The organism is Ramlibacter sp. G4-7 (genome assembly GCF_057784995.1).
The window spans coordinates 135,103-154,971 of record NZ_JBYNTT010000001.1; the positions used below are offsets into that span (position 1 = coordinate 135,103).

General features: G+C 70.0%; 22 protein-coding genes and 1 pseudogene. 12 read left to right on the plus strand and 11 right to left on the minus strand.

Annotated elements, in window-relative coordinates:
- Window positions 1-3: 3 nt before the first annotated feature.
- Window positions 4-1,509, minus strand: a complete 1,506-nt coding sequence (locus AC3EGR_RS00715) for an ATP-binding protein (RefSeq protein ID WP_488544504.1) — start codon at window positions 1,507-1,509, stop codon at window positions 4-6.
- Window positions 1,510-1,611: 102 nt separating this feature from the next.
- The gene (locus tag AC3EGR_RS00720) at window positions 1,612-3,108 is read right to left on the minus strand and encodes a M48 family metalloprotease (protein WP_488544505.1); all 1,497 of its coding nucleotides are present in this window, start codon (window positions 3,106-3,108) and stop codon (window positions 1,612-1,614) included.
- A 147-nt stretch (window positions 3,109-3,255) separates the two neighbouring features.
- Here AC3EGR_RS00720 and AC3EGR_RS00725 point away from each other — a divergent pair, with 147 nt between their 5' ends.
- Window positions 3,256-3,558, plus strand: coding sequence for a hypothetical protein (locus AC3EGR_RS00725; protein WP_488544506.1), 303 nt, complete (start codon window positions 3,256-3,258; stop codon window positions 3,556-3,558).
- Window positions 3,559-3,561: 3 nt separating this feature from the next.
- Here AC3EGR_RS00725 and AC3EGR_RS00730 read toward each other — a convergent pair whose 3' ends face one another.
- The 3 genes from AC3EGR_RS00730 to AC3EGR_RS00740 form a co-directional block, all read right to left on the minus strand.
- Window positions 3,562-4,395 carry a helix-turn-helix domain-containing protein gene (locus tag AC3EGR_RS00730; protein WP_488544507.1) on the minus strand — a complete coding sequence of 278 codons (834 nt, stop codon included), beginning with the start codon at window positions 4,393-4,395 and terminating at the stop codon, window positions 3,562-3,564.
- Window positions 4,396-4,399: 4 nt separating this feature from the next.
- The gene (gene ku / locus AC3EGR_RS00735; RefSeq protein ID WP_488544508.1) at window positions 4,400-5,311 is read right to left on the minus strand and encodes a non-homologous end joining protein Ku; all 912 of its coding nucleotides are present in this window, start codon (window positions 5,309-5,311) and stop codon (window positions 4,400-4,402) included.
- Between the two features lie 108 nt (window positions 5,312-5,419).
- Complete coding sequence (locus tag AC3EGR_RS00740) at window positions 5,420-5,740, minus strand: EthD family reductase (RefSeq protein WP_488544509.1); 321 nt, start codon at window positions 5,738-5,740, stop codon at window positions 5,420-5,422.
- Between the two features lie 52 nt (window positions 5,741-5,792).
- Between AC3EGR_RS00740 and AC3EGR_RS00745 the strand changes: the two are divergent.
- From AC3EGR_RS00745 to AC3EGR_RS00755, 3 genes and pseudogenes are all read left to right on the plus strand, one after another.
- Window positions 5,793-5,948 (plus strand): annotated as a pseudogene (locus tag AC3EGR_RS00745) (VOC family protein); the annotation flags it as partial.
- A gap of 73 nt (window positions 5,949-6,021) precedes the next feature.
- Complete coding sequence (locus AC3EGR_RS00750; protein WP_488544510.1) at window positions 6,022-6,690, plus strand: dihydrofolate reductase family protein; 669 nt, start codon at window positions 6,022-6,024, stop codon at window positions 6,688-6,690.
- A gap of 160 nt (window positions 6,691-6,850) precedes the next feature.
- Window positions 6,851-7,705, plus strand: a complete 855-nt coding sequence (locus AC3EGR_RS00755) for a hypothetical protein (RefSeq protein ID WP_488544511.1) — start codon at window positions 6,851-6,853, stop codon at window positions 7,703-7,705.
- A 12-nt stretch (window positions 7,706-7,717) separates the two neighbouring features.
- Here AC3EGR_RS00755 and AC3EGR_RS00760 read toward each other — a convergent pair whose 3' ends face one another.
- From AC3EGR_RS00760 to AC3EGR_RS00775, 4 genes are all read right to left on the minus strand, one after another.
- Window positions 7,718-8,188, minus strand: a complete 471-nt coding sequence (locus AC3EGR_RS00760; RefSeq protein WP_488544512.1) for a GNAT family N-acetyltransferase — start codon at window positions 8,186-8,188, stop codon at window positions 7,718-7,720.
- Between the two features lie 29 nt (window positions 8,189-8,217).
- Window positions 8,218-9,255, minus strand: a complete 1,038-nt coding sequence (locus tag AC3EGR_RS00765; RefSeq protein ID WP_488544513.1) for a Cj0069 family protein — start codon at window positions 9,253-9,255, stop codon at window positions 8,218-8,220.
- A gap of 104 nt (window positions 9,256-9,359) precedes the next feature.
- On the minus strand, window positions 9,360-10,772 hold the full coding sequence (locus tag AC3EGR_RS00770; RefSeq protein WP_488544514.1) for an RNB domain-containing ribonuclease: 1,413 nt from the start codon (window positions 10,770-10,772) through the stop codon (window positions 9,360-9,362).
- A gap of 136 nt (window positions 10,773-10,908) precedes the next feature.
- Window positions 10,909-11,331 (minus strand): helix-turn-helix domain-containing protein, encoded by a 423-nt coding sequence (locus tag AC3EGR_RS00775; protein ID WP_488544515.1) that lies wholly within the window; start codon window positions 11,329-11,331, stop codon window positions 10,909-10,911.
- Window positions 11,332-11,411: 80 nt separating this feature from the next.
- Between AC3EGR_RS00775 and AC3EGR_RS00780 the strand changes: the two genes are divergently transcribed.
- From AC3EGR_RS00780 to AC3EGR_RS00795, 4 genes are all read left to right on the plus strand, one after another.
- A complete protein-coding gene (locus AC3EGR_RS00780; protein WP_488544516.1) occupies window positions 11,412-11,918 on the plus strand; it encodes a hypothetical protein in 507 nt (168 codons plus the stop codon).
- Window positions 11,919-11,939: 21 nt separating this feature from the next.
- Window positions 11,940-12,341: an OsmC family protein gene (locus AC3EGR_RS00785; RefSeq protein WP_488544517.1), complete on the plus strand. Its 402-nt coding sequence runs from the start codon at window positions 11,940-11,942 to the stop codon at window positions 12,339-12,341.
- Between the two features lie 167 nt (window positions 12,342-12,508).
- Window positions 12,509-12,718: a hypothetical protein gene (locus tag AC3EGR_RS00790; RefSeq protein ID WP_488544518.1), complete on the plus strand. Its 210-nt coding sequence runs from the start codon at window positions 12,509-12,511 to the stop codon at window positions 12,716-12,718.
- Window positions 12,719-12,753: 35 nt separating this feature from the next.
- Window positions 12,754-13,737: an extracellular catalytic domain type 1 short-chain-length polyhydroxyalkanoate depolymerase gene (locus AC3EGR_RS00795; protein WP_488544519.1), complete on the plus strand. Its 984-nt coding sequence runs from the start codon at window positions 12,754-12,756 to the stop codon at window positions 13,735-13,737.
- 20 nt (window positions 13,738-13,757) lie between these two features.
- On the opposite strand, the gene AC3EGR_RS00800 is transcribed toward AC3EGR_RS00795, so the two are convergent.
- Both AC3EGR_RS00800 and AC3EGR_RS00805 read right to left on the minus strand, forming a co-directional pair.
- Complete coding sequence (locus AC3EGR_RS00800; protein WP_488544520.1) at window positions 13,758-14,999, minus strand: D-alanyl-D-alanine carboxypeptidase family protein; 1,242 nt, start codon at window positions 14,997-14,999, stop codon at window positions 13,758-13,760.
- A gap of 52 nt (window positions 15,000-15,051) precedes the next feature.
- Window positions 15,052-16,296, minus strand: coding sequence for a glycoside hydrolase family 1 protein (locus AC3EGR_RS00805; protein ID WP_488544521.1), 1,245 nt, complete (start codon window positions 16,294-16,296; stop codon window positions 15,052-15,054).
- A 176-nt stretch (window positions 16,297-16,472) separates the two neighbouring features.
- Here AC3EGR_RS00805 and AC3EGR_RS00810 point away from each other — a divergent pair, with 176 nt between their 5' ends.
- The 4 genes from AC3EGR_RS00810 (at window position 16,473) to AC3EGR_RS00825 (ending at window position 19,837) form a co-directional block, all read left to right on the plus strand.
- Window positions 16,473-16,730 carry a hypothetical protein gene (locus AC3EGR_RS00810; protein ID WP_488544522.1) on the plus strand — a complete coding sequence of 86 codons (258 nt, stop codon included), beginning with the start codon at window positions 16,473-16,475 and terminating at the stop codon, window positions 16,728-16,730.
- Window positions 16,731-16,920: 190 nt separating this feature from the next.
- Window positions 16,921-17,781 carry an HTD2 family dehydratase gene (locus AC3EGR_RS00815; protein ID WP_488544523.1) on the plus strand — a complete coding sequence of 287 codons (861 nt, stop codon included), beginning with the start codon at window positions 16,921-16,923 and terminating at the stop codon, window positions 17,779-17,781.
- Window positions 17,782-17,807: 26 nt separating this feature from the next.
- Window positions 17,808-18,998, plus strand: a complete 1,191-nt coding sequence (locus tag AC3EGR_RS00820; RefSeq protein ID WP_488544524.1) for a CaiB/BaiF CoA transferase family protein — start codon at window positions 17,808-17,810, stop codon at window positions 18,996-18,998.
- Between the two features lie 11 nt (window positions 18,999-19,009).
- Entirely contained in the window at window positions 19,010-19,837 is an 828-nt protein-coding gene (locus tag AC3EGR_RS00825) for an HpcH/HpaI aldolase/citrate lyase family protein (protein WP_488544525.1), read from the plus strand.
- The last annotated feature ends 32 nt before the right edge of the window (window positions 19,838-19,869 follow it).

The following is a 19,869-nucleotide window of genomic DNA, read 5'->3' on the forward strand; positions in this document are numbered from 1 at the left end:
CGCTCATGCCGGTTCCGGCGCCGGTTGCGTCCGTGCGATCGGCAGGCGCAGCTTGAAGCTGCTGCCGCCACCGGGCCTGGCGACTCTCGTCAGCTCGCCGCCGTGCGCGCGCGCGATGGCGCGGCACACGGCCAGGCCGAGGCCGGTGCCGCGCTGGCCCGACCGGTCGCTGCGCCGGAAGGGCTCGAAGATCGTCAGTTCCTCGCCGGCGGCGATGCCCTCGCCGCGATCGTGCACGGCAATCTCCATGTGCCCGCCTTCCGCGCTCACCGTGAGCTCGATGAGGTCGGCGCTGTACTTCAGCGCGTTGTCCAGCAGGTTCTCCAGCAGCTGTGCAAGCAGGACGGGTTCGCCCTGGATCAGCGGGAGGCCGGACGGGACCTGCGAGCGGATGCGCCGGGCCACGTCGCGCGCGCGCACGCGAGCCAGCACCGCGCCGACGATCTCCTCCACCGACTGCCAGTCCAGCCGCAGCGCGCCGGCGTTCTCCAGGCGCACCAGCTGCAGGGTGTTCTCGGTGAGCGTGGCCAGGTACTCCGCCTCCGCGACGATGGATCGCAGCAGGTTCGCCTGCTCCGCTTCCGCGAGCTTGTGGCGCTGCATCTCCAGCGCGGAGGCCGCCGCCATGATGGTGGCCAGCGGCGTGCGGAAATCGTGCGAGATCGCGGCGAGGAAGGTGTTCTGGGCCTTGTGCCATTGCGACTGCTCCTCGGCCGCATGCACCGACTGCGACAGCTTCATGCGCCAGAGCGCCTGGCCGACCAGGGCGCAGATGGCCTGTGCATGCTCCAGCCCGTCGACGTCGCGGGCCTGCACGTTGCGCACGCAGGCGGCACCGCCCACGTGGCGCTCGGTCTTGAGCGGCAGGTACCACGCCGCGAGGCCCGGCCAGCGGCCCGTGCCGGGGCCCAGGGTCGCGGTTTCCCGCATGCATGCCTGCATGCCGTCGCGCAGCTCGGGCTGGCCCTCGGGGAGCTGCAGCTCGCCTTCGGCGTCCACGAGTGCGACATGGCTCGGGCCGGGAAAGGCCTGGCCCAGGTAGCGCCGTGCAAGAACGAGCGCGTCCTGCGGCATCGAGCAATCGGCCAGTTCCGTGGCCAGTTCCTGCAGCTGCCGCGCCCGGCGCGCGTTCAGCCGGGCCGCCTCCGTCTCGCGCCGCGACACGGCGCCCAGGTGGCTGATGACCAGCGCGACGCCCAGCATCGCGAGCAGGGCCGTCACGTTCTCCGGGGCGTCGACCTGCAGCGTGTGGCGCGGCTCGATGAAGAAGAAGTTGAGGCACACCACCGCCGCCGCGGCACTCAGCAGGGCGGCCGTGCGCGAGATCGTGTACGACGCGAGCACGACCGCCAGCACGTACACCATGGCCTCGCTGGTCAGGGAGGCGCGTTGGTCCAGCACGAAGCCGATGGCCGTCGCTCCCGCCAGGAGGGCGACAGCGACCGCCGCATCCCGTTTCGGGCGGGAAGCTGCAGCCGTGGGCACGGCGACCTGGAGATCGGCACTCATCGTCGTCGCAGACTACCACCGGGCCCATCAGGAATGCATCAGGATCGCTGCGCCGGCGGGCATCGACTTCTTCCTGCGCGCCGGCGCCACGGCTTGCCTACCTCAACGCACCACCTTCACCATCGTCCCCACCTGCGGATCCGGACCGCCGCCGTAGACACCATTCATCAGTTTCAGCTGTGCCTCCGCCGTCGCCGGCGGCAAGGGTGACGATCTCGCCAGTTCGCCGAAGCCGCCGCGTGGAAATGGCGCCGCCTGCACGCTCCATGGCCTGGCCGCGGCGCGTTCGGCGGGCGTCATCACGCGGAAGGAGGACTCGGCTTCGGCCAGACCGGACTGCGCCCGCTGGCGCGCCTCCGCGCTCTTCGCCGCGGGCTGCAGCCAGTAGTTGCGGCCGTCCGGTCCGGTCACGAGCGTGACCACCACCGTGCGGCCCTGTCCTTGCTGGTTGCGGATGGTCCCCGCGAAGTGCGTGGCGGCGAGGCCATGCACCGTACGGCGTTCGGTCTTGCCATCGACCGGCTTGAGAACGTTCCGGATCACTTCCTCGTGCGTGTTGCCGGCCTTGGTCGGCACCAGCCGCACCAGCAGGGCGGCGTCACCGGCGGCATTGACCACCGTGATGGCGTCGGGGGCGTTCTGGAACTTCCATCCTTGCGGCGCCGTCAGCGCGATGCCCAGCTCCTCGTGGTAGAAGTTGCGCCCGCGCACCAGTCCCTGCTCGGTGCTGTCGCCGAAGGTCATGCCGGCGATGGCCTGCAGGTAGCGGGTGCGTCCGTCGTCGGCGTAGCTTCCCTGGTTCCTGTACCGGGTGGCGTACTCCCTGATGTCGGCCTGCCGCTTGTCGTTGGCCGGATGCGAGGCGAGCCAGTTCGAGCCCGAGGGCGCGGGCTTGCCTTCGGCCTTGGCCGTGTCGACGGCGAACTGCTCCTGGCGCTTGAGCACCTGGATCACGTCGATCATGTTCTGCGGGTCGTAGCGGTTGCGCGAGAGGTACTCGGCGCCCAGTTGGTCGGCCTGCGATTCCTGGTCGCGGCTGTAGGACGCGATGTAGCCGGCCGCGGCGGCCTGCGACACCTGCCCCGCCAGGTTCCCCGCGCCGCTCACGCCGCCGACTTCGAGCACCGCGCCGAGCACGCTCGCTGCGATCACGCCGATGCCGGCCGCCTTCTCGCGCGTGGCGCGCTGTGCACCGTGGCGCGCGGTCACGTGACCGATCTCGTGGCCCATGACGCCGGCGAGCTCGGCCTCGCTGTCGAGGTAGGCCATGATGCCGCGGGTCACATAGACGTAGCCGCCGGGCAAGGCGAAGGCGTTGACCTCCGCGCTATCGAGGACCGTGAAGGTCCACTTCAGGTGGGCGCGGTGCGACTGGCTGGCGAGCTTCTGGCCCAGTGCGTCCACGTACGCCTGCAGTCGCGGCTCGGCATAGACGCCGTACTCCTTGAGCACCTCCTGGTGGGATTTCGCACCTTCCTCGATCTCGGACGCCTCGTCCATCACCGAGAGTTCGGTGCGGCCGGTGACCGGGTTGACCACCTGGGTGCCGCACGCGGACAGCAGCAGCGCTGCCAGCAACAGCGGGCGAACGGGACGCATGTTCATCGCTATCCTCCACCGGTCGCAGGCCCATGCCGGGCTCATGGCGCGAGCATAGAGGGTCGTCGCCGCTGCGCAAAGTGCGCGCTCGGCAGTGGGTGGCAGCTCGCCAGACTGGGCGCGCACGGGACGCGTTAGAGTCGCCCCATGCATTGGCTCCGCTCCCGCATCGCCCGCTCTCCGCGCCACGCCCTGGTCCTGGGCAAGACCCTGTTCCTCGCCGGCTGCATCCTGATCCTGGGTGCGGCGTTCGCGCGCGCCGGCCTGTCCAACACCAACGCGGTGCGCGCGGAGACCAAGCTCGCGCCGCTGCACACGCTGGCCGAGGCCTATCCGCAGTACCCCACCTGGGTCGTGCCGGAAGGGCCGCTCGGCTTCGGCGTCGCGGCGGCGCTGGTGCTCGCCGGCATGGCCTTGACGGTGATGGCGGAGAAGGCCCGGCCGCGCTAGCGCCTAGCGTTGCAGCCGGCGGTACGCGCTGTAGTGCCGCAGCGCGCCGCGCTGGTCGCCCGCCTGCTCGTGCAGCCGCGCGAGGTTGAAGTGCGCGTCGGCCAGCGTGGCGTCGTACACCAGGCTCTGCTCGTAGCTGGCGGCCGCCTCCTCCAGGCGTTCCAGGTGGTCCAGCGCCACCGCGCGGTTGAAGTGCAGCAGCGCCGACGCGGGGCAGTGCTCCAGCGCGGCGTCGGACAGGCGCACCACTTCGGCGTAGCGGCCCGCGTCCGACCACATGGCGCCCAGGTTCACGTAGGCATCCGCCAGACGCGGGTCGACCGCGAGCGCCTGCAGGTAGGCAGCCTCCGCGGCCGCCGGGTCACTGTCCTCCAGCGAAACCGCGCGCTCGAAGAGAGCCTGCGCGTCGACCTCCGTGGGCGCGTGCGAAGACGCGTGATCGAGGATGGCGACACTGCCAGCCACCGGCGCCAGGTCGAAGTCCAGCAGCAGCTGGCCGCTGTCGGACTGCCAGCGGCCATTGCGGTCACGCACCGCGACGTCCGCGCCGATCGCGGTGATGCGCAGGCCGCTCAGGGGAAGCTCCGCGGGCAGCGTGGCGCGCAGCTGCGCCAGCGAGCGCAGGATGCGCCGCGGCGGAATGCTCTGCGCCTGCAGCGCGTGGGCGGTGCGCAGCAGCATCAGGTCCTGGAAGGTGAAGCGCCACTCGTTGCGGCGGCCGCGCTCGGGGCGCACGAAGCCCGCGTCGATGAGGCCGGCAACCGTGCGGCGCGACAGGCCCAGCATGGCCTGGACGCGGCGCAGCGTGAGCGTGGAACCGGCGTCGGCTGGCGTCACCGGTTCACTTGCGCGCCCGTGCCTTCGCGGGTGCCGGCGCTGCGACGGGGACGGGCACCGCGGCGGCCGCGCGCTTGGCGCCCTTGCGCTCCTTGGTGGCGATGACGGGCTGCGTCTCGATCGCCGGCACGCTGGCGGCCGCAGGCTTGCGCAGGCTGGCACGCAGGGCTTCGACCAGGTCGATGATCTGCGCCGTGCCTTGCTCCTGCGCAGGCGCCGAGGCGACGACTTCCTTGCCGGCGATCTTCTCGTCGATCGCGGCGAGGATGCGCTTCTTCTCCTCGTCGACGTACTGCGTCGGATCGTAGCTGTCGGTGGAGATCTGGTCGATCAGCTGCAGCGCCAGCTGCAGCTCGCCCGGCGACACTTCCACCTGCTCGATCGCGAGGTCCTTGAGCGATCGCACTTCCTCCGCATAGAGCAACTGCTGCAGCACGAGGCCGTCTTCCGCGGGGCGGATCTGCACGACGTGCTGCCGGGCCTTCCAGGACCAGCGCGCCAGGGCGCAGCGGCCGCTGCGGCGCATCGCCTCGGCCAGCAGCGCGTAGGGCTTGCCGCCGCGCTTGTCGGGTGCCAGCAGGTAGGCCTTGTCGTAGAAGAGCGGATCGACGGACGCGACCGGAATGAAGGACAGGATGTCGATCGTGGCACTGCCGGACTCCTCCAGCGCCTTGAGTTCCTCGGGCGTGAAGAGCACGAAGCGGTCCTTGTCGAACTCGTAGCCCTTGACCATCTCCGAACGCGCGACCACCGACTGGTCCTTTTCCGACACGTACTGCTGCTTCACGCGCGAGCCGTCGCGGGTGAGCAGGTGGAACTTCACCGCACCCGAGGACTCGGTCGCGGAGTACAGCTTGACCGGGATCGACACGAGGCCGAAGCTCAGCGAGAACGAAGCGATGGAACGCGCGGCCATGGAGCTACCTCTTTCGGGCCGGTGCGCCAGGGCGGCGCGCGGCCGGCGTGCAGAAGGGAAGCCATCCTAGACCGCGCGGCAAGGCTTGTGAAGTGAGCGCGCAGGCCCTCAGCTTCGCTCCACCACGACTTCGCCGATCCAGATCACGGGCTGCGCGTCGGTGTAGTTCGCGACGTCCGCCATGATCTCCTTGCCGTGCTTTCCCAGCGCCTGCTGCAGCAGTTCCACCGACTTGCAGGTGAAGCTGCATGCGGCGAGGTAGGGCGAGGGCGCGCCCGGCGCCCCGCCCGCGAGGCCCTTGTCGATCGAGTAGTAGACGCAGGCCTCGCCCAGGCGGCTGGCCACCATCGGCATGTGCTTGTCGCGGTAGTAGGCGTGGTCGAAACGCGCACCGGGCGCGCCGGGGTACAGGACGTTCATCTTGATCATGGGCCGCTCCTCTCGAAGGAGCCGCCAGCATAGGGGGTTGGCGGCGCCACATCCAGCTCGGCCGCACAACGAGGCTTTCTCCTTCCAGGTCGCGACCGACGACCAGGCTGAGACCGATCGCCTGTGGAACGCGATCGTCGGCAACGGCGGCGAGGAAGGCGCGTGCGGCTGGTGCAAGGACAGATGGGGCCTGTGGGCGGCGCGCCCGTGTCGAAACAGGCGGGCCTCGTTCGTCATGGAGATGAAGCAACCATCGTCCATGCCCGACCAGGAGTTCCGCCATGAGAAAGCTGATCGCATCCACCTTCGTCTCGCTCGACGGCGTCATGCAGGCGCCCGGCGGGCCCGACGAGGATCCCACCGGCGGCTTCCCGTTCGGCGGCTGGACCTTCCGGCACTGGGACGACGCCATGGGCCGGTCCATGCAGGGCTTCGACGGCAAGGACCGCGAGCTCGTGCTCGGCCGCAGGACCTACGAGATCTTCGAAGCGTACTGGCCCTACCAGCCGGCCGACAACCCGATCGCAGGGAATCTCAACGCGGCCAGGAAGTACATCGCGTCGCGCACGCTGAAGAATCTCGAATGGAACAACGCAACGCTGCTGCACGGTGACGTGGCCGCGGCGGTGGCCCGGCTCAAGACCGAGGCCGGGCAGGACCTGCAGATCATCGGCAGCGGCAACCTGATCCAGACCCTGCGCGCCGCCTCCCTGATCGACGAGTACAACGTGTGGACCTTCCCGGTCGTGCTCGGGCAGGGCAAGCGGCTGTTCGAAACCGGTGCGCAGCCCGGCGCTCTGCGGCTTCTTGCGTCGGAGACCTCGCCAAGCGGTGTCGTGATGAGCACCTACGTTCCGGCAGGGGAGGTTCCTGCCGGATCGTTCGTCCAGGACCAGCCGAGCGCGAGGGAAATCCAGCGGCGGGCAAAGCTCGCGCGCGAAGCGGGCTGACAAGTGCGTAACGATTCATGAGCCGCGTGTAAACGGCGTGGGTCTTTCCCGGTCTTTTTACATTCCCGCCGTTGAACGCGCCGAGCCAGCGCCACAACATGCATGCTGACGAGCCCCGTGCTGCTGTTGGCGTGACCAGTCTGGTTGCGGAGGAGGCGAAATGGCGCAGACTTCAAAAGCCGCGTTGCTGGGATTGCTGCTTGCCGTGGGGAGCGCTTCGGCCGCGACGGTGGGACCCATCAGGGGCAAGCCCGTCACCGGTCGTCCGCTGGAGGTGAACATCCCGTTCGCCGTGGATGACCCCACGGAGCGTGCCTGCGCCAGCGCCAACGTGCGTTACGGCAGCGCGCCCGTGTCGCGCTCGACGCTCCATGTGCAAGGGCATGGCCTCAAGAGAAACCTGCTCGTGACCTCACCGGCGAACGTGAATGAACAGCCCGTCACGGTCAATGTCCGCGTGGGCTGCGGTGCCAAGGCCGTCAGCCGCAGTTTCCTGATGCTGACGAACGTCTCCACTGCGAAGGCCGCGCCGCCACCGCAGGCAGTTGCCCGGCAGGCTGCTTCCGAGCTTCCCTTGAAGGCCAAACCCAGGCCGGTGGCCTTGACCACGCCGGCCGAGCCCCTGTTCCCGCCCCCGGCCGCGGAAGCGCTGCCGGCGGAGGGCGGCGCGGCCAAGGCAGACGCTTCGCTGGTGGAAGAGCTGCACAAGGCAAAGGCGGCGGCTGCGGCGGCGCTCGCCCAGCTTGCGGCCGTCCGCAAGGAGCTGGCCGCCGTCCTCGACGTCGAGCGACGCACCTCACAGACCCTCATCAACGCCGACCACCAGGTGAGGGACGCACGCTCGGAAGTCGCCCGCATGCGCTCGGTGCTCATGTGGACCGGAGCCGGGCTGGCGCTCGCGGCGGCGGGTGCCATCTGGCTGGAGTTCCAGCGCGTGATGTCCCGGCGGCGCACGTCCAGGGTGGAGCCCGCGCAGGAGCCGACCATCCTGGCTACCGCCGAGATGCCGACCTGAGCAACCCTGGCGCTACGGCTGCCGTGCCCGCAGCCATTTCTCCAGCACGACCCCGTCGATGCCGTCGCTGTAGCGTCCTGCCTTGATCGCGACCTCCTGGTAGCCCAGCTCGTTGTAGAAGCTGCGTGCGGGGGCGTTGTCCCGCCGCGCCTCCAGCCGGATGCGCTCGGCCCCCGCCGCGCGCGCCGACGCTTCCAGCCAGCGCAAGACCGCCGTGCCCATGCCCTGGCGCTGGTGCCGGCGGCGCACGGCGAGCAGGGCCAGGTAGGCATCGCTGTCCAGGTACTCCATGATGCCGAACGCGGCGAGCGCGCTGTCCACCCGGACCACGGCGACGTTGATCTCGGGATTGCGGATGGCCGAGAGCACCCGGCTCGGACGCCAGGTCCAGGGCAGGCCGGGCTCGATCAGGTCGCGCGACATCGCCGCGATGTCGGCGGCGTCCTCGGGCCGTGCGAGCTGGACGGGTGGGTCGACGGTCATGGCGGAAAAGGGCAGTACAGGTGATTGAATCAGATCCGCCCGAGGCGGCGCCGGACAGCGGCTACCAGCGGCTCGATCGCCGACGGGGGGAAGGGTGCCACGCTGCTGACGTTGATCTCGCACAGCACGTAGCGCTGCGCACCGCCGGCCGGCGCATCGCCGAACAGGAAGTCGCAGTCCCACAGCAAGGGCAGCTGCTCGCGCGGCACGCCGGTGCGGGCACCCAGCAGCTCGATCCATCCGCCCTCGAGACGTCGCTTCAGGTCCTGGAATGGCGCTGCGTCGGCGGGGTGATAGAGCCGCGGGCCGGGCTGCGGCGCCGGCTCGCCGCGTTCACCCGGGTACAGGGCATTGATCGACTGCTGCCCGAAGCCTTCGACCCGGTCTGCGACGAGATAGGCGCGGATCATGCCGTCGACCAATCGGGGCTGCCAGGCCTGGTCGATCATGTGGCCGCCATCGGCCGGCTCGAAATACGGGGCTAGGGTCGCCAGCAGCGCCGGCAGCTCCATCACTTCCTCCGGGCTGCCGCGCTGCGCGTGGCGCACGCGCAGGAGCGCAGGCTTGCGTGCGAGGTCCGCAGCCTCCACGTGCCAGATGCCGATGCCGCTGTGGCCCCGGTGTTGCTTCAGCACCCGCGCACCGGCCTGCAGTCTGCCTGGCAACTCCTCCTCGAGCTGCCGCAGGCTGTCGATGCGGCGGACGTCGCTGCCGAAGGGGAGGTCGCGCGTGTCGAAGAGGACGTCCTTGGTCCCGAGCTTCAGGATGGTGTCGGGGTGCGCGCTCACGACGACACCGGAATCGGCAACGCGGCGCAGCATCGCGTCCAGCCGGTCGCGACGCCGGCCGCCGTCGATGGGATTGCACCAGACCAGCACGAGGCGGCAGGCGCGCAACTGCTCCTCCACCTCCTCGGCGAAGGCGTCGTCGTACACGGCGGGGACAGCGGTGACGCCCGCGTCCGTGAAAGCCTGGAACAAGGCGGCGAAGCGGCTTTCCGCGGGATCGGCGCGCTCCCGCATGGCGCGATCGCCGGGGTAGAGCAGGGCAAGGGAAGGTGTGGACAAGGTCGGCTCCTCGATGGGCAGGACCATCACGAGGAGCAGAACTTGGAGGCGGGAGCCTCTTGGCTGGCGCGCGGGGAGTCTGCTCTTGTCCCCGCAGTGGGATTCTAGCCCCGCTCGAAGTCGATGAAGCCCTGCGTCGCGTCGACCGATACCAGCCGCACCTCCAGCGCATCGCCCACGTCCGCGCCCTCGTGTCCGAGCACCAGCCTTCCTTCCACCAGGGGCCGCGCGATGCGCACGTAGGTGCCCTTGGGCGAGGCGCCGGTCACGATGGCATCGAAGGCTTCGCCGATGCGGTCCTGCAGCAGCCAGGCAGCGGCGGCCTTGAGCACCTGCCGCTCGACCTTGTTGGCGTTGTCCTCCTGCAGGGTGCAGTGGCGGGCGATCTGCTCCAGGGCATCGAACGCGTAAGGCGGCGCGTCGCCGGCGAGCGCAGCCTTCAGCAGCCGCTGCGTCACCAGGTCGGGGAAACGCCGGTTCGGGGCGGTGGAATGCGCGTAGTCGCTGACCGCCAGGCCGAAGTGGCCCAGAGCCCGATCCCCGGGAGCGGCCGCGACATAGGAGCCCGAGCCGAGCATCTTCACGATGCGCAGCGACAGGTCGGCAAAGCCTTGCGGGTCGGCGTGCCGGCGCTCGCACAGGAAGCGGTCGAGCGCGACCGGGTCCGGGTCCGTGGGCAGCGTCACGCCATGGCTTGCCGCCAGGGCCTCGATGCGATCCCAGCGCCGCGGCGACTGCAGGAAGCGGCGCAGCGAAGGAAAGCCACGCTCGGCCAGGAAGCGGGCCGTGGCGGCATTGGCGGCGATCATGAGGTCGGCGATGAGGTCCTTGGCGCGGTTCTTTTCATCCGGCTGCAGGTCCACCAGCCGGTCGTCCTGGAAGACGGGACGCGCGGAGACGGTGCTCACGTTCAGCGCGCCGCGCCGCTGGCGCCATTGCCGCAGCTGCGTGGCCACGGCGTCGTGCACGCGCAGCTGCTGTTCGAGCCCGGCCACGGATGCGAGCTGCGGCAGCGCCTGCGCGTCGCCTTCCAGCCACTGCGAAACCCGCCCGTACGTGAGCTTGGCGCGATTGAGCACGACCGCCCGGTACAGCTCGGACGCCGCGACGCTGCCATCGGGCTGCACCAGCATGTCGACCACCACGGACAGCCGCTCCTCGCCCTGGTGCAAGGAGGTGCGGTCGGTGGACAGGACTTCCGGCAGCATCGGAAACACGCCCGCGGCCGTGTACACGGATGTGGTGTTGGCGTCGGCATGGGCATCGACCGCGCCGCCGGGCGGCACCATCGCGTCGACGTCCGCCACGGCCACCCGCAGGCGAACCACACCGGCGTCCAGGGGCTCGGCGACGCTGAGCTGGTCGAGATCGCGGGTGTCGTCGTTGTCGATGGAGAACCAGGGCAGTGGCCGCAGGTCGCGGATGTCGCCGCGCTGCGCTTGTGGGCCGGCTTGCGCCAGCGCGGCTTCCCGCAGGGCCTGCGGGCTGAACGCGGGGAGCAGGCCATGCGCGCGCATGGTTTCGACGGCGAATGAATGAAGGGGCGAGGAGCTCATGCAGGCAAGGAAACGGTGCCGCACTTCATGGACGCGCGGCAGGCCCGATCCTTGCACGGATCGGGGCGGCGAGGGGCGATACGCCCCGCCCGCAGCCTCAAGGTCGCCGCGGGGAAATGCGCCCGGCCTGCGCCCGCGGCGTGCTGCCGGCGGCCTGCAGCAGGCGCCGGAACGTGGGGCACTCCATGTGGCTGGGCGCGGGACACACCGCCGCATGGCGCAGGCTCCTGCTCACGGCCTGCAGGCGCTTGACGGTGCGATCGATCTCGTCGGCTTTGGCGGCCAGCTTTTGCCGGTCGATGGCCGGTTGCCCATCGGGAGAGAACATCGCGCGGATCTCGTCGAGCGAGAAGCCGGCGGTCTGCGCCAGGGCGATGAGCGCCAGCTGGTCGAGCACGCCCGCCGCGAACCGGCGGCGCAGCCCCTGCCGGCCGACCGAAGCGATCAGGCCCTTCTCCTCGTAAAAGCGCAGGGCGGAGGCCCTGATGCCCGACCTGCGCGCCACTTCCGCGATGTCCATGCGGGATTCCCTTGACTTGAAGTCGACTTGAATTCCTATGCTCACCGCACCCTTCCCCATCCGTCAAGCCAAGGAGCCCCATGTCCCTGTCCCTCCCCTCCTTCGCGGCCCAGGTCCGCGCCATCCTCCAGGTCAACGACAGCCCGGCCGGCCGCGAGCAGGTCGCCACGCTCCTGCGCGCCGCGCTGAAGGATCGCGCCTTCGTCGACAGCCTGTTCGACGACGCTTCGCCGGAACGCAAGGTGGTCTACCAGGATCCCGACCTGGGCTTCTGCATCCTGGCGCACCGCTACACCGACGCGAGGAATGGCGGCCCCCACGACCACGGGCCGTCCTGGGCCATCTACGGCCAAGCCGATGGCGTGACGCTGATGACGGACTGGGTGCCGGTAGGCGCGGTCTCCCCGGACGGGCGCGCGCAGGTGAGGAAGGTGCGCGAATACGCGCTGACGCCCGGCGTCGCGCACGTGTACAACGAAGGCGAGATCCATGCGCCGCGCCGCGAGGGCGCAGCGCGCCTGATCCGCGTCGAAGGGGTGAACCTGGAGGGAGTGCGGCGGGGAAAGTACGAGGCCGTGCAGCCGTAGCGCCTTGGCAAAGGAGTCCGCATGCACATCACCGCCAGGGTCAGGAATACCGCCGCCACGCACGACGTGGAAGTGGCCACTGCCGGAAACAGCCGCAAGGTGCAGGTCGGGGCCAAGGCAACGGGGAGGGGATCGGAGGTGAACGGCGGCGAGTTCCTGATGCTCGCGCTGGCCACCTGCTACTGCAACGACCTGTTCCGGGAAGCGGCCCGCCTGGGCATCGCGGTCACTGCAGTCGACGTGGAGGTGCAGGCGGAGTTTCCGGGGATCGGGCTGGCCGCCACGGACATCCGCTACCGCGCGGCAGTCGAGTCGGACGCCGCTGCTGCAGACATCGACAGGCTGCTGCGCGAAACCGACGCGGTGGCGGAAGTGCACAACACGTTGCGGGCCGGCACGCAGGTCGTCCTGCAACGCAGCTGAAGGAAGGCGCGTCACGCGCAGCTCTCCGAGTCCGCGCTCCACCATGTCGACCCCGCCCAGTGACTGGAAATACGTAGGACAGGGGCGACGAACGAACAGGCTGGCGCCGGCTTTGCGCGCCGCACCATCTGCCCCATGCTCCTGCAGATCCACTTCAAGCAGCATCAATGACCAATCCCTGGATCAGCAAGAACCCGTTCATGAGCATGTGGCTGAGCGCCGCCAACCGGACGGCCAGCACTGCGCGCGGGCACGCGACGGCCGCGGCCAAGAGGCAGGTCGCCACGGCCCAGGCCGACGTCATGCGGCAGATCGTCGATTTCTGGACGCCCCGCCCGGCTGCCAAGTCCACTGCGCGCAAGAAGGTGCGACGCTGAAGCCACGCTCCCGCGCCGGCCGATGGGCCAAGGTCGTGGAAGGCAGCGTCGCGGCCGTGGCCGGCGCGGTTGCCTTTGCCAACCAACGCACCGCCAAGACCTTCCTGGCCCCCGCGCTGCAGCAGCGCACGCCGCCGCCTGGCGCGGGCCAGTGGCTTTCCGGCGTGGCGATGGGAGCAGGTGGCGCGCGGCGCTGGCGGCTGTATCGCCCGCCGGGGGTCAAGTTCGGCGAGCGCCTGCCCATGATGGTCATGCTGCACGGATGCCGGCAGGACGCGAAGAGCTTCGCCACCAGCACCGGCATGAATGCCATCGCGGCGCGGGAACGGTTCCAGGTGCTGTATCCCGAGCAGGATCGCGCCGCCAATGCGCAAGGCTGCTGGAACTGGTTCGACACCTCGGCGGGACGCGCCTATGGCGAGGCAGCTTCGATCACCAGTGCGATCGACCAGGTGTGCATGTTGTATTCGGCCGATCGCGACCGCATCGCGGTGGCGGGGCTGTCGGCCGGCGCGAGCATGGCGGCACTGCTCGCACTGCGGCAGCCCGGGCGGTTCAAGGCGGTCATCATGCACTCCGGCATTCCCCCGGGCACGGCCTATTCCACGCTCTCCGCGGTGGGTGCGATGCACGGACTGCGCAACACCAGGCCGCTGCCCGCCAAGCCGGTCGACACGCCGGCTGCACTGCCGCCGCTGCTGGTGATCCACGGGCGCGAGGACACGGTGGTCGCCCCGAACAACGGCCTGGCCGCCGCGCAGGTCTGGGCCGAGGCGGCGGGCGCCCGCGGCGGCGCGCAACGCAGCCTGCAGCGCGGCAAGCGCTACGCGGCGACGGTCACGGACTTCAGGCGCAGGGGCGCCACCGTGGCGACCTTGATGGAGGTGGCCAGCCTGGGCCACGCCTGGAGCGGCGGCACCGCGGGGCAGGCGTTCAGCGACGCCCTGGGGCCTGATGCGTCACGCATGGCGTGGCGGTTTGCGCAGAAGCAGTTCCGGCAGGCGACGCCTGGCAGCTGAAGCCGCGTCGCCGCCCTCGTTCACTTCCCGACCAACTTGACCGCGTGCTGCCACATGCGCAGCATGAAGCCGGCGCGTTCCACGTCGGCCTGTGCGACCAGGGGTGCTTCGCCAATCGGCTTGCCGTTGGAGGTCGCGACGACCTTGCCGATCACGGCGCCCTTGGTGATCGGCGCCTCCAGGTCGGGCTTGAGCTGCGCGGCGGTCTGCACCTGCTGGCCGCGCGGCACGGTCAGCGTCCACGGCGATCCGAGGCCGGCCGCAACGGTGTCCGCCTTGCCGAAGCTCACCTTGGCCGTGCCGACCACCACGTTCGGCGCGATCGGCGTGGCCTTCTCGAAGTTGCCGAAGCCCCACCCGAGCAGCGTGCGCGTCTGGTCGGCACGCGCCTGCGCGCTGCTGGTGTTGAGGATGACCGAGATCAGCCGCATGTCGTTGCGCTTGGACGAGGTGACCAGGCAGTAGCCCGCATCCGCCGTGTGGCCGGTCTTCAGGCCGTCGACGGTGGGATCGGTGTAGAGCAGGGCGTTGCGGTTGCCCTGCTTGATGCCGTGGTAGGTGAAGTCGCGTTCCGCGTAGATGGGGTAGTAGTCGTGGCTGTCCCGGATGATCGCGCGTGCCAGGATGGCCAGGTCGCGCGCGGACGCCTTGTGCGCCGGGTCGGGCAGGCCGGTGGCGTTGACGAAGTTCGTGTGCGTCATCCCCAGACGCTTGGCCTCGGCGTTCATCAGCTTGGCGAAGCCCTCCTCGGAGCCGGCCATGTGTTCGGCGATCGCCTTGGACGCATCGTTGCCGGACTGGATGATGATGCCGCGCAGGATGTCGATCACCTTGGCCTGGCTGTTCAGCGGCAGGTACATGCACGACTCGGTGCTCGAGCCCCGGCACCAGGCGTTCTGGCTCACCGTGACCAGGTCGTCCTTCTTGAGCTTGCCCGAGCGCAGCGCCTGCTCCACCAGGTAGCTGGTCATCATCTTGGTCAGGGACGCGGGCGGCAGCGGTTCGTCGGGGTTGGCCGAGGCGAGCACCTCGCCGGATTCGAAATCCATCAGCAGCCAGGCCTTGGCGGCCAGCGCCGGCGCGCCGCCGGCCACTGCGGTCTGGCCGGGGGTGGCCGCCGGGGCGGGCGCCGCGGCTGCGGCCTTCTTGCGCGCCGGCTTGGCGGCCTGGTGTTGCGCCGCAAAGGAGGTGGAGGTGGGGATCAGGGCGCCCGCGGCGAGCGCGAACACGACGGAGGGGAGGGAAATGCGCTTGGTTTGCATGGCGTTCGTGGGCAGAACGGCCATTGTCGCGGATTGCCAACCCCCCAGGCTGCTAGTGCCAGTCCGCGTCCGGCACCGGGCGCAGGCGCTGCGCCGCGTCGATCACGTCCTGCAGTTCGACCGGGTCGCTGTACGGGTCCTCGTCCACCGCGGTCACCCGGTTCAGCTCCTTCTGCCAGCGGCGCAGCTCGTCGACGTAAGGGCCGAACGGCACGCGCCGCAGCTCGCCGTTTTCCTCCACCAGGTCGCAGATCCCGTTGTGCAGCCACCGGCCCGTGTGCCAGTCGGGCATGTCGATCGCCGGATACAGGCAGATGCCGTGCAGGTCCATGCCCTGGTTCACGGCGGCCATGGCTTCGTTCATCACGTCGCGCAGCCAGTCGGGCCGGCCCTGGTTCATGCCGCTCGTTTCGCTGATCACGATCGGCCGCCGGTACCGGTCGGCGACGCGCGCCATCAGCGTGCACAGCGGCTGGATCCCCTCGTGGCCAGGGTCTAGCGCCTGGTGCGGGCCATGTTCGCGGTATTCCATCTGCCCGAACGAGTAGTTGTTGATGCCCACGATGTCCAGGATCTCCGGCGCGCCGCCCAGTTCCGGGTGGGACTTGCCGAACAGGATGTCCCAGGCGATGAAGCTGTCCACGAAGGTCTCGTGCGCGGCGGCCTCTTTCAGGTCGGGCCGGTCCGGTGGGGCGATGACCTGGATCAGCGGATCGACATGGACCATGCGGGCGTCGGGCAGCACCTCGCGAATCGCGTTGACCCCGCGGATCGCCGCCCTGCACAAGGCGACACGCAGGTTCATCCGGTCCTCGCGGGTGTTGCGGTACGGCGCCACCCAGCCCCACTCGCCGGCGCAGAACGAGAAGAACGTGATCTCGTTGATCGGCGTGAAGAAGTACGGCCCCGGCAGGTGGCGCGCGACGTGCTGCGCCGCCGCGCCGCAGTAGTTGGCGAAGCGCGTGCAGAACTGCTCCGAGAACGGATCGAGGTCTTCCGGGTAGCCGTAGTGGCACAGGTCCCAGATGGGGGTGATGCGCGTCGCGCGCATGGCCTCCAGCATCGGCGCGATCAGCTCGAAGCGGTACCCGGACGGGCCCTCCACCAGCGGCCAGGGGATGCCCTCGCGGGCGACGGCGATGCCCAGGCCCTGCAGGATCCGGTAATCCTCCAGTGCGTGCTGCCGGTGCCGCGTCTCGGCCACGAGGTCGCGGCGCTTGCGGTCCTTCCAGAGGAAGGTGGAGCACTCGAAGCCGGACAGGAAGAAGGTGGGGAAGATCCCCGGTCGCTTGGCCATGCGGCAACTACACCACGGGTCTGCACCGGCGTGGTGCCGTGGGCGGTCCCGTGATGGGCGACACCGAAATATCCTGCCCAGGGGATGCCCGGAAGGACTACCCTCTGCCATTGGAGCGATGCGAAAGAAGTGTTACAGGCCTAACCTCACGTTCTCACTTCCGTTGCGAGGTACGCATGAAAAACACAATGGGATTCGGGCAGGCAGCCGTCACGCGGGAAGAGGCGCACCTGCTGGCGCGAATGGAGCGCATGCTGGCCCTGCGCAGCCGCGGCAGCAAGGCGGCCGGGCGTCTCGGTCCCCTGGATGCATCCGTGGTGCAGGAGAACCGCAGGATGCTGCGCTCCTGCATCACCAAGCTGCGCTTGCTGCGCGCCGGTGTCGCGTCCCCCTTCCTGGGGCTCGGGCAGCGCGAGGCGCGGCGGAGCTCGTAATTCCCGCCGCGCGCGCGTAGCCCTCGCGCGGCGGCCATCCTGCTGGCAGCCGTGCCGCACGGTCCCGCTGCGGCTGATCGACGGCATGCATCAATCCGTCCAAACATTGCAATTCACCTGAGGGTGGGCAGGTCCCACACTCCGTCCCAGAGCTGAAGCCGGCCCGGCACAGCCAGCCTTGGAGACGCCAGTGAGCACACAGCAAGAGGACCTCCGTTCCTGGATCGGACGCAGCGAGACCGTCCGGGACACGATCTATCCCACCCCCGTCATTGCGCTGACGGCCACGCTCGACCATCCCGCGAGTCCGGTCACCACCGGCACGGCCCTGCCGCCCTTGTGGCATTGGCTGTACTTCCTGCCCATGCACCGGCAGAGCGACATCGGCCCGGACGGCCATGCCAAGCGCGGCGGGTTCCTGCCGCCGGTGCCGCTGCCGCGACGCATGTGGGCGGGCAGCCAGTTCGACTTCCGCGCGCCGATCCGCGTCGGCGACCGGGTCGCCCGGACCTCCACCATCGACGACGTGTCCAGCAAGGAAGGCCGCACGGGCCAGCTCGTCTTCGTCAAGGTGCGCCACGAAGTGCGGTGCAACGACAGCTCCGATCCGGCCCTGGTCGAGTTCCACGACATCGTCTACCGCGAGGCGCAGGGCCCCAACGACGTCGCGCCGCCGCCGCAGGCCGCGCCGGCCGACGCCGCCTGGCGCCGCCAGATCGTTCCGGACGACGTGCTCCTGTTCCGGTATTCCGCCCTCACCTTCAACGGCCACCGCATCCACTACGACCGCCAGTACGTGACGCAGGAGGAAGGCTATCCCGGCCTCGTCGTGCACGGCCCGCTGATCGCCACGCTGCTGATGGACCTGCTGCGGCGCCAGATGCCCGACGCCGACGTGGCGAGCTTCCGCTTCAAGGCGGTCCGCCCCACGTTCGACCTCAATGCCTTCCACGTCAGCGGCCAGCCGCAGGCCGACGGCAAGACCGTGCGGCTCTGGGCCTCCGACCACGACGGCTGGCTGACCATGGACGCGACCGCCGTCCTGCGTTGATCCACGCGCCAACCGGAGACAGCAACATGCAGCCACTCAAGGGCATCACCGTCGTCACGCTGGAACACGCGATCGCCGCACCCTTCGCGACCCGCCAGCTCGCCGACCTCGGCGCACGCGTCATCAAGATCGAGCGGCCCGGTTCGGGCGACTTCGCGCGCGGCTACGACGAGCGCGTCCGCGGCCTGGCCTCGCACTTCGTCTGGACCAACCGCTCCAAGGAAAGCCTCACGCTCGACGTCAAGCATCCGCAAGCGGCCAGGATCCTGGAGCGCCTGGTGGTCGAGAAGGCCGACGTCGTGGTGCAGAACCTCGCGCCCGGCGCCGCGTCGCGCCTGGCCCTGGGCTACGAGCGCCTCTCCGCGATCAAGAAGGGCCTGATCGTGTGCGACATCTCGGGCTACGGCGACGACCCGGTCCACCCCGGCCCGTACCGGGACAAGAAGGCGTACGACCTCCTGATCCAGAGCGAGGCGGGCTTCGTCTCCGTCACCGGCACCCCCGAGGAGCCGTGCAAGGCCGGCCCGTCGATCGCGGACATCGCCGCCGGCATGTATGCGTACAGCAATATCCTCGCCGCGCTGCTGCAGCGCGGCCAGACCGGCAAGGGCCAGCGCATCGACATCTCGATGCTGGAGTCGCTCGCCGAGTGGACGAGCTATCCGCTGTACTACGCCTTCGAAGGCGCCCCGCCGCCGCCGCGCACCGGGGCCAGCCACGCCACCATCTATCCCTACGGCCCTTTTCCGGCTGGTGACGGCACCACCGTGATGCTGGGCCTGCAGAACGAGCGCGAATGGGTCAGCTTCTGCGACAAGGTGCTGCAGCACCCCGAGCTCGCCAAGGACCCGCGCTTCACCGCGAACTTCAAGCGCGTGGCCGAGCGCGACGCGCTGCGCCGGATCATCGTGGAGGCGTTCTCGGCGCTCACCGGCGCCCAGGTCGTCGAGCGGCTCGAACGCGCGCAGATCGCCAACGCCCGCGTCAACACCATGCACGAACTGTGGGCGCATCCGCAGCTGCAGGCGCGCGGCCGCTGGACCGAAGTCGGCTCGCCCAAAGGCAGCTTGCCCGCCATGCTGCCGCCCGGGACCTGGGACGTCGGTCCCCGGATGGACCCGGTGCCCGCGCTGGGCGAGCACACCGATGCGATCCTTGCCGAACTGGGCTACGGCCCGTCGGAGATCGCCGCGCTGCATGGCGCGAACGCCGTCTGAGGGCCGACGCGATGTTCGACCCTTCCACCCAGGCGCGCACCTACCTGTTCGTTCCGGGGACGCGCCCCGAGCGCTTCGGCAAGGCCCTGGCCAGCGGCGCCGACGTCGTCATCCTCGACCTCGAGGACGCGGTCGCAGCCAGCGACAAGGCGTCGGCCCGCCAAGCGATCGCGAACTGGTTCGCCGAGGCGGCCCCGGCCGAGCGGGCCCGCATCGTCGTGCGCATCAACGATGCCGACTCCCCGTGGTTCGCGGACGACCTGCTGGCGCTGCGCGAGGCCGGGGCCACCGGCGTCCTGCTGCCCAAGGCGGAATCCGCGCAGCAGATCGCCGCGACCAAGGCCGTGCTGCCGGACGCGAACGTGCTCGCGCTGGTCGAGAGCGCCCGCGGCGTGGCCGAGGTCGCCAGCGTGGCGGCCGGGGGCGCTTCACGCCTGGTGTTCGGCACCCTGGATTTCGCCCTCGATCTCGACATCGACATCACCGAGGACGCATCGGGCCTGGCCTACGCGGCCAGCCGCATCGCACTGGCCTCGCGCGTGGCGGGCCTGCCTTCGCCGGTAGCCGGCGTCACGCCGCAACTGGACGACCCGCAGCGCCTGCGCAGCGACCTGGCCCTGGCCCGCAGCCAGGGCTTCGGCGCCAAGCTGTGCATCCACCCCAGCCAGGTCGCCCCCATCCACGCCGCGCTGCGGCCCAGCGAGCAGGCGCTCGCGTGGGCGCGGCGCGTGCTCGCGGCGGATGCCGCATCCCCGGGCGCCGCCCGGCTCGACGGCCGCATGGTCGACCGCCCCGTGGTGCTGCAGGCACAGCGCACCCTGGGCCTGGCCCGCGACTGACCCTTTCCCTTCCCCGACCCGAGAGACAACAC

Bases quoted from the DNA above. Each gene is read 5' to 3' on its own strand.
- AC3EGR_RS00760 (WP_488544512.1), bottom strand. From the start codon at position 8,188: ATGACCGTCGACCCACCCGTCCAGCTCGCACGGCCCGAGGACGCCGCC.
- AC3EGR_RS00775 (WP_488544515.1), bottom strand. From the start codon at position 11,331: ATGGACATCGCGGAAGTGGCGCGCAGGTCGGGCATCAGGGCCTCCGCC.
- AC3EGR_RS00720 (WP_488544505.1), bottom strand. From the start codon at position 3,108: ATGCGTCCCGTTCGCCCGCTGTTGCTGGCAGCGCTGCTGCTGTCCGCG.
- AC3EGR_RS00750 (WP_488544510.1), top strand. From the start codon at position 6,022: ATGAGAAAGCTGATCGCATCCACCTTCGTCTCGCTCGACGGCGTCATG.
- AC3EGR_RS00805 (WP_488544521.1), bottom strand. From the start codon at position 16,296: ATGGCCAAGCGACCGGGGATCTTCCCCACCTTCTTCCTGTCCGGCTTC.
- AC3EGR_RS00810 (WP_488544522.1), top strand. From the start codon at position 16,473: ATGAAAAACACAATGGGATTCGGGCAGGCAGCCGTCACGCGGGAAGAG.
- AC3EGR_RS00820 (WP_488544524.1), top strand. From the start codon at position 17,808: ATGCAGCCACTCAAGGGCATCACCGTCGTCACGCTGGAACACGCGATC.
- AC3EGR_RS00800 (WP_488544520.1), bottom strand. From the start codon at position 14,999: ATGCAAACCAAGCGCATTTCCCTCCCCTCCGTCGTGTTCGCGCTCGCC.
- AC3EGR_RS00715 (WP_488544504.1), bottom strand. From the start codon at position 1,509: ATGAGTGCCGATCTCCAGGTCGCCGTGCCCACGGCTGCAGCTTCCCGC.
- AC3EGR_RS00825 (WP_488544525.1), top strand. From the start codon at position 19,010: ATGTTCGACCCTTCCACCCAGGCGCGCACCTACCTGTTCGTTCCGGGG.
- ku (WP_488544508.1), bottom strand. From the start codon at position 5,311: ATGGCCGCGCGTTCCATCGCTTCGTTCTCGCTGAGCTTCGGCCTCGTG.
- AC3EGR_RS00780 (WP_488544516.1), top strand. From the start codon at position 11,412: ATGTCCCTGTCCCTCCCCTCCTTCGCGGCCCAGGTCCGCGCCATCCTC.
- AC3EGR_RS00755 (WP_488544511.1), top strand. From the start codon at position 6,851: ATGGCGCAGACTTCAAAAGCCGCGTTGCTGGGATTGCTGCTTGCCGTG.
- AC3EGR_RS00790 (WP_488544518.1), top strand. From the start codon at position 12,509: ATGACCAATCCCTGGATCAGCAAGAACCCGTTCATGAGCATGTGGCTG.
- AC3EGR_RS00785 (WP_488544517.1), top strand. From the start codon at position 11,940: ATGCACATCACCGCCAGGGTCAGGAATACCGCCGCCACGCACGACGTG.
- AC3EGR_RS00725 (WP_488544506.1), top strand. From the start codon at position 3,256: ATGCATTGGCTCCGCTCCCGCATCGCCCGCTCTCCGCGCCACGCCCTG.
- AC3EGR_RS00770 (WP_488544514.1), bottom strand. From the start codon at position 10,772: ATGCGCGCGCATGGCCTGCTCCCCGCGTTCAGCCCGCAGGCCCTGCGG.
- AC3EGR_RS00740 (WP_488544509.1), bottom strand. From the start codon at position 5,740: ATGATCAAGATGAACGTCCTGTACCCCGGCGCGCCCGGTGCGCGTTTC.